Source organism: Acinetobacter sp. YH12095 (genome assembly GCF_013419245.1).
GTDB classification, from domain to species: domain Bacteria; phylum Pseudomonadota; class Gammaproteobacteria; order Pseudomonadales; family Moraxellaceae; genus Acinetobacter; species Acinetobacter towneri.
Genome location: NZ_VPAL01000007.1, coordinates 125174 through 132667, shown reverse-complemented (window position 1 = coordinate 132667; position 7494 = coordinate 125174). Strand labels below are relative to the sequence as shown.

Below are 7494 nucleotides of genomic sequence, written 5' to 3'. Positions count from 1 at the left end.
CATAGCAAGAGTGAACCACCTGATCCCTTCCCGAACTCAGAAGTGAAACCTCTTCGCGCTGATGGTAGTGTGGGGTTACCCATGTGAGAGTAAGTCATCGCCAGCTCATTATTCAAACACCCTCAACTAGCGTTGGGGGTGTTTTTTTATGTGGAAAGAAAACTTTAAGAAGAAAAGTAGAAGAAAGAAGTTTAAAACAATATATTTACAATAATAAATTATGTGAAAAATATAGCATATATCAAAATATCATAAATTACTGCAAGTCTATTTGGTCGAATTTATCTACAACTTTAGTCTAGGTTTTTAAGAAAATTAACCAGAGTTAAGTTTTTGCTGTAGACAAAAAGTGAATATTGATTCATTTTATATACAAAAGTGAATAACTATTCATTTTTTATAAAATAAAAAGCTCACAATTGGAGGTGAGGGAAAAATGACAGCAACAACAATGAATGTGAATGCTGTAGTGGATCAAGCAAAGTTTAAACCTTTTCATTTAAAAATTGTACTTTGGTGCGTATTTGTCGTTATTTTTGACGGTTATGATTTGGCGATTAACGGTGTGGCTTTACCACTACTGATGCAAGAATGGAATATGACGGCTGTACAGGCAGGTATGCTTGCGAGTACGGCACTGGCAGGCATGATGTTTGGCGCCATGCTGTTTGGCATGTTGGCAGACAAAATTGGCCGTAAAAATGTCATATTAATTTGTGTGACGTTATTTAGTGGCTTTACTTTTTGGGGCGGCTTTGCATCCAACCCAACAGAGTTTGGTATTTTACGTTTTATTGCAGGTTTAGGGATTGGCGGGGTATTGCCTAACCTCGTGGCTTTAACCTCTGAATATGCACCACAAAAAATGCGTAGTACCTTAGTTACCACCATGTTCAGCGGCTATGCCGTGGGCGGCATTATGGCAGCCTTACTTGGTGCATGGTTGACGCCTAGCTTTGGCTGGGAAGTGATGTTCTATATTGCGGGATTACCGTTACTTATTTTGCCTTTATTGTGGTTTTTCTTACCAGAATCTTTAACTTTTTTGGTGAAAAAACAGCAACATGAAAAAGCGCGTCACATCGTCCAGCAAATTAGCCCACAAGAAAATATCAGCCCACAAACACAATTTGTATTAAATGAAGTACAAACCGCAGATGCCTCAATTGCAGCCTTATTTAAAAATAACCGTGGCATGAGTACTTTGCTGTTTTGGTGCTGCTTCTTTATGTGTTTGTTGATGGTTTATGCTTTGGGCAGTTGGTTGCCAAAACTGATGATGGCAGCAGGTTATTCGCTGGGTAACAGTTTAATGTTCTTAATGGCGATGAACATTGGTGCTGTGATCGGAACCATCAGTGGCGGGATTTTAGCAGACCGTTTCCACTTAAAACCTGTGATTATTGGCATGTTTTTATTGGGCGCATTCTCTCTAGTGGGTCTAGGCTTTAATTCACCACAGCCTGTGATTTATTTATTGGTGGGCTTAGCAGGTGCTTCTGCCATTGGCAGCAGTATTTTATTGTATAGCTTTGTTGCTCAGTATTATCCACTTACGATTCGTTCTACAGGTATCGGCTGTGCTTCTGCAGTGGGGCGTGTCGGTGCGATTGTAGGCCCTATTATTATTGGCGTACTTTTGGGCATGGATTTACCACATAAAATGAACTTTTTGGCGGTGGCGATTCCTGCAGTGATTGGTGCAATTGCAGTAGCACTGATTCGTTTACAAAGTACATCACAGGTGGTGAGTGAGCCAAGCGTGGTTAAAAAAGCCAGCCGATCTTATAGTTAATTGATCGTTAGTGTTTTAGGACTTTGAAATTAAGGAGCATTGCTCCTTAATTTTTTTGCCTATTCACTTTGTAGAAGATTTAAGTAAGAAAGTGTGTATCGCTACATTTCTACTGTGCACGAGGTACATTTCATTGATTATGATGTCTTGATTAGCACAAGCAAAGATTGAATGAATAGAGGAGCAATTAGGATGCTCAAGATAAATCGGCAATACTATGGATTTATATGTCTAGTTGTATTGGGTTTAACTACAGGGTGTAATGCGCAAGTTGAGCCGAAACAGAACACGGCTGCTTTAGAGTCAAAATCAACTTCTGCACAAAATTTACAACGCTATCAAATACAGCCAATTGCAGATTTTAATGAGCCGTGGGCATTGGCAGAATTACCCGATGGACGCCTATTAATTACAGAAAAAGCGGGGAAATTAAAACTTTTTGATCCAAAAACAGGTCAAAGCTTAGATGTTCAAGCTATCCCTGAAGTCGCCAATGGCGGACAAGGTGGTTTGGGTGATGTCATTTTAGATCCTGAATTTCAACAGAATCAGCAGATTTATTTAAGTTATGCCGAAGTGGGTACGGGTGGTTACGGTGCAGTCGTGATTCGGGGCAAGCTTGTATTAGATGCTAAACCCACGCCAAAACTCACCGAAACTCAAAGAATCTGGCAGCAAGTGCCGAAAGTATCGGGACAAGGACATTATGCGCATCGTATAAAGTTTGGGGCAGATGGCAAATTATGGATAAGTTCTGGTGAGCGACAAAAGTTTGAACCTGCTCAGGATTTAAAATCTAATTTAGGTAAAATTTTACGTTTAAATACAGATGGTACAACACCTTTAGACAATCCATTTCAAACACATGGAGAGATTGCCAAGCAAGTCTGGAGTTTGGGGCATCGCAACCCTTTAGGCATGGCATTCGATTCTACAGGGCAGCTTTGGGTTGCAGAAATGGGACCTAAAGGGGGTGATGAGTTGAATCTGATTGCCAAAGGCGAAAACTATGGCTATCCATTGGTGTCGAATGGTGATCATTATAATGGGTTGCCCATTCCAGACCATGCAACTCGTCCTGAATTTACAGCCCCTGTTCTGGATTGGACGCCAGTCATCTCTCCCTCAAGTTTGATGTTTTATACGGGAGATGTATTCCCACATTGGAAGCATAAAGCGATTCTTGGTGGTTTATCTTCAAAAGCAATTATTGTGGTGGATACGCAAGCACAGCCTGTTCGGGAGTTACAGCGTATCGAGATGGGTCAGCGGATTCGTGGCGTACTTCAAGCACAGGATGGCAATATTTGGGTGATTGAAGATGGTCAATCTGCCAGATTGCTTAAATTGGTGGCTCCATAAAATAAATTTCTTCAGGTCTAAACTTATTTCAAAGTAGGACAAAAAACAAATAGAAAAAAGCCCCAACATCATGTCGGGGCTTTTTCAGATTTATGTTTAGGTATTACTCCTGTTATACCTTTCAGCGTCCTGCCGTTATATTATTTATTATTGTTATTCTTGCTTTTAGAAACATCCTGTTTCTGTATGTGTTAAATATAAAATGAAAGCTGATCTTTGCCTAGCGTCAATTTTCTGCAGTGCATGTAAGCTAAAACGTACAACGATATATCGGTAAAATATAGATCAATAAACTGGATTTATTTAATTTTAAGTATTTGATTATATTTAATAATTATCTTATTCAATAAAAAATCTCCCAAATTCATTTTCTTGTACTTGGGAGATTTGAACAGCAGAAAGATGCAGTAAGTATGCAAATTGATTACATCAACTTAATACCTTGTTGTCCTGCTGGGGTCACTCTAAAGATTTCAACTTCAAAGGTAATATTTTTACCCGCTAAAGGGTGGTTAAAGTCTACTTCAGTCACATCATCGTTGACAGATTTCACCACGCCATAGAGGCTTTGTTTGGCTTTATCTTCAAATTCAATCATGTGTCCTTCAACTGGATGTTGCTCAAATTTAACCGTATCAAAAGTTTGTACGTTTTCAGGATTCCATGGACCAAATGCTTCTTCAGGTGGAAGACTCACGGTACGACGGTCACCTGCACGTAAACCAAATAATGACTTTTCAAAACCGGGTAATAGGCTGCCATCGCCCATGACCAAACTTACAGGTTCAGCGCGGCTACGGGTGTTGTCAATTTCTACACCATTTTCAATGGCGACAGAAAAGTGCAATTCGACTTTTGAGCCATCTTCAATACGAGTTTCATCATTTGGATTAATAATTTCAGTCATGTTGCGCCTGCGCTCGTTCAATTCGGTGCTTTTCTAGGAAAAACGTATCAATTAACAGCAGAATGGTGCCAAGTGTGATGGCACTGTCTGCAATATTAAAGGCAGGGAAGTGGCTGTTGTTGTAGTACACGTGAATAAAATCGACCACGTAGCCAAGACTGACCCGATCAATTAAATTCCCAATCGCACCGCCTAAAATCAAGGCAATCGCCAAAGGCAGTACGATGACATTTTTTGGCATACGCATTAGCCAAAATACAAAAATTACAGACACTAAACCTGCCAGTGAGGTAAAGAAATAACGTTGCCATCCACCTGCATCGGACAAGAAACTAAAGGCAGCGCCATAGTTATGCAGTAAAGTCCAATTCAAAAAGGGCAATACAGGCACTGGATCTGCGTAATTCAGATGCGATACTGCAATCCATTTGGTCCATTGGTCGAGAATAATCGCGACAATGGACAAGCCCACCCACCATAAATTATGTGGATAGAACTGGAATAAGCCCTTTTTGTGTTGTGGATTAGGCATATTTTCTCTCTTCGCCTTGACCTGTTGGAAGGTTGATAATACAACGTGAGCACAAACCTGGATGTGCAGAATGTGTATTCACATCAGGGAGTACATGCCAGCAACGTACGCATTTTTCGCCATCTGCTGCAGAAACTTTCACGTTCAAGCCATCTAAATCAGAGGCTTCGCCTTGTGCAGCATCAAAGCTATTCACAATCACTTGTGAAGTAATCAGAACAAAACGCAGCTCATCGCCTAGTTTATCCAATACGGCTTTGAGTTCGTCATTCGCCCAAAGTTCAACTTTAGCAGATAAGTTGGAACCGACTGTTTTGGCGGTACGTGCAGCTTCAATGAATTTATTGACGGCAGATTTAACTGCAATTAGGGTTTGCCATTCCGCTTCTGCCAAGATGTTGGCTTCAGAAGCCACTGGAATGTCATACCATTCTGCAGTGAAGACATATTTTTCTGATTGCTCAGGAATTAGCGGCCATGCTTCTTGTGCCGTAAAGCTTAAGATTGGTGCCATCCAGCGAACGAAAGCCTGAACCAAGTGATACAAAGCAGTTTGTGCAGAATGACGTGCTTGCGAGTCTGCTTTGGTGGTGTACTGACGGTCTTTGATGATATCGAGGTAGAAACCACCCAAGTCATTAATACAGAAGTTGGTCAGTGCACTGGTCACGATATGGAAGTTCATATCTTCATAGGCTTGCTGAATGGTTTTCTGTACTTCTGCGGCACGTTGCAGGATGTATTGATCCAGTGCAATCAACTGATCTACAGGCAGTGCATCTGTAGCGGGTTTGAAGCCATTTAAGTTGGCCAACAAGAAACGCAAGGTGTTACGGATACGACGATAACCGTCAGAGGCACGGCTAAAGATTTCCTTACCTGCGGTCATTTCATAGCGATAATCCGCCGATGCAATCCAGAAGCGTAGGCCGTCTGCACCCATGTCTTTAATAATGTCTTGTGGGGTAATGATGTTACCCAACGATTTCGACATTTTGCGACCTTTTTCATCCACTACAAAGCCGTGGGTTAACAAGCCTTTGTATGGTGCGCGTTCATTGATCGCAATTGAGGTGAGCAATGAAGACTGGAACCAGCCACGGTGTTGGTCTGAACCTTCAAGATATAAATCGGCTGGGTCTTGTAACTCTTCACGCTCACGTAGAACTGCATAATGCGTCGTACCTGAGTCGAACCAAACGTCTAAGGTGTCGCGTACTGCATTGTAGTGCTCGGCATCCTCGCCAATGAAGTCTTTGGCTTCACGGTTGTACCAGCCATCAATCCCTTCTTGTTCGATCAGTTTCGCAACTTCTTCGATCAATTCAGGTGTGCGTGGGTGCAATTCGTTGGTGTCTTTATGTACAAAGAATGGAATTGGCACGCCCCAAGTACGTTGACGTGAAATACACCAGTCTGGGCGACCTTCAATCATCGCTTGGATACGGTTTTTACCCCAATCAGGTACAAAGCTGATGTCATTTTCAATCGCATTCAGTGCGCCTTGACGTAAACCTTTGGCATCCATGCTGATAAACCATTGTGGTGTAGCGCGGAAAATAATTGGAGTTTTATGACGCCAGCAGTGCGGATAGCTGTGTTTGATTGGGTGATGTGCCCACAGCTTATTGTTTTCTGCCAAAGTCGCAATAATTTGTGGATTGGCTTTGTAGATGTGTTCGCCTGCAAAGATTGGTGCAGTAGGTAAATATACGCCATTGCCACCGACAGGATTGTCAACTTTTAGGTTGTATTGTAAGCCAACTTTATAGTCGTCCACACCATGTCCAGGCGCGGTATGTACTGCACCTGTACCGCTTGTTGCGGTCACGTGTTCACCTAAAATCACAGGTACTTGACGGTCTTGAATTAGTGGGTGTTGCAAGATCAGGTTTTCAAGTTTGTCACCAGTAAAGTCTGCCAACACTTCATAGCTGTTAAAGCCATAGCGTTCAGTTGCAGACTGTACTAATTCTTTGGCTAAAATAAAGTTTTGTGCTGCTTTTTCATCGCTACGTGCTTTTACCAATTGATATTCAATTTCGGCATGCAAGGCAACAGCTTGGTTAGCAGGCAATGTCCACGGTGTTGTGGTCCAAATCACGATATCTGTTGCATCGGTAATTTGAACGCCCAAACGTGCAGATAAATCGGCTAAATCAACAACAGCAAAACCGACATCAATCGCATCGGATTTTTTATCTTCATATTCAACTTCGGCTTCTGCCAGTGCAGAACCACAATCTAGACACCAATTCACAGGTTTTAGACCAGGTTCGATATGGCCTGCTTTAGCAATCGCACCGAGTGAACGTACGATGTCGGCTTCTTGCTTGAAATTCATGGTGAGGTAAGGGTTATCCCAATCACCAAATACGCCCATACGCACGAAGTCTTTTTTCTGTAATTCAACTTGTGTGTAAGCATATTCACGGCAGGCTTTACGGAAAGTTGAGGCATCAACTTTAACGCCAACTTTACCGACTTTTTCTTCTACTTTGAGCTCAATTGGTAGACCGTGGCAGTCCCAACCTGGAACATAAGGTGCGTCATAGCCATCCATGACACGGCTTTTAATAATGATGTCTTTTAGGACTTTATTGACCGCATGACCTAAGTGAATTTGACCATTGGCGTATGGAGGGCCATCGTGAAGCACATATTTTTTCTTGCCAATACGCGATGCACGAATCTGCTGATAAATGTTGTCGGCATACCACTCTTCTAACCATTTCGCTTCACGTACTGCCAGATTTGCTTTCATTGCAAATTCAGTACCTGGGAGGTTTAGCGTGGCTTTATAATCCACTGCATTTTCAGGAGTTTGCTTATCGCTCATGCAAGTTGTCTTCCAGTTGAATCAGCCCATGGACTGACGCGTTTTACATTAAATATTCA

Annotated in this window: 5 protein-coding genes and 1 rRNA gene; 3 read left to right on the top strand and 3 right to left on the bottom strand. The window is 42.0% G+C overall.

Annotated features, from left to right (window positions below; all coding sequences use genetic code 11):
- The 3 genes from rrf to FTU35_RS07410 form a co-directional block, all read left to right on the top strand.
- Positions 1–106 (top strand): 5S ribosomal RNA (rrf, locus tag FTU35_RS07420); the annotation flags it as partial.
- A 330-nt stretch (positions 107–436) separates the two neighbouring features.
- Positions 437–1795, top strand: coding sequence for an MFS transporter (locus tag FTU35_RS07415; protein ID WP_004974034.1), 1359 nt, complete (start codon positions 437–439; stop codon positions 1793–1795).
- Between the two features lie 192 nt (positions 1796–1987).
- Positions 1988–3157, top strand: coding sequence for a PQQ-dependent sugar dehydrogenase (locus FTU35_RS07410; protein WP_180064633.1), 1170 nt, complete (start codon positions 1988–1990; stop codon positions 3155–3157).
- Positions 3158–3581: 424 nt separating this feature from the next.
- On the opposite strand, the gene FTU35_RS07405 is transcribed toward FTU35_RS07410, so the two are convergent.
- From FTU35_RS07405 to ileS, 3 genes are read right to left on the bottom strand one after another with little or no spacing between them, the layout of a single operon-like run.
- On the bottom strand, positions 3582–4064 hold the full coding sequence (locus FTU35_RS07405; RefSeq protein ID WP_004974037.1) for a peptidylprolyl isomerase: 483 nt from the start codon (positions 4062–4064) through the stop codon (positions 3582–3584).
- Positions 4057–4596 carry a signal peptidase II gene (gene lspA, locus FTU35_RS07400; RefSeq protein ID WP_004974039.1) on the bottom strand — a complete coding sequence of 180 codons (540 nt, stop codon included), beginning with the start codon at positions 4594–4596 and terminating at the stop codon, positions 4057–4059. The genes FTU35_RS07405 and lspA overlap by 8 nt, the downstream gene beginning before the upstream one ends.
- Entirely contained in the window at positions 4589–7435 is a 2847-nt protein-coding gene (gene ileS / locus FTU35_RS07395) for an isoleucine--tRNA ligase (RefSeq protein ID WP_180064632.1), read from the bottom strand. Before ileS ends, lspA begins: the two co-directional genes overlap by 8 nt.
- Positions 7436–7494 lie beyond the last annotated feature (59 nt).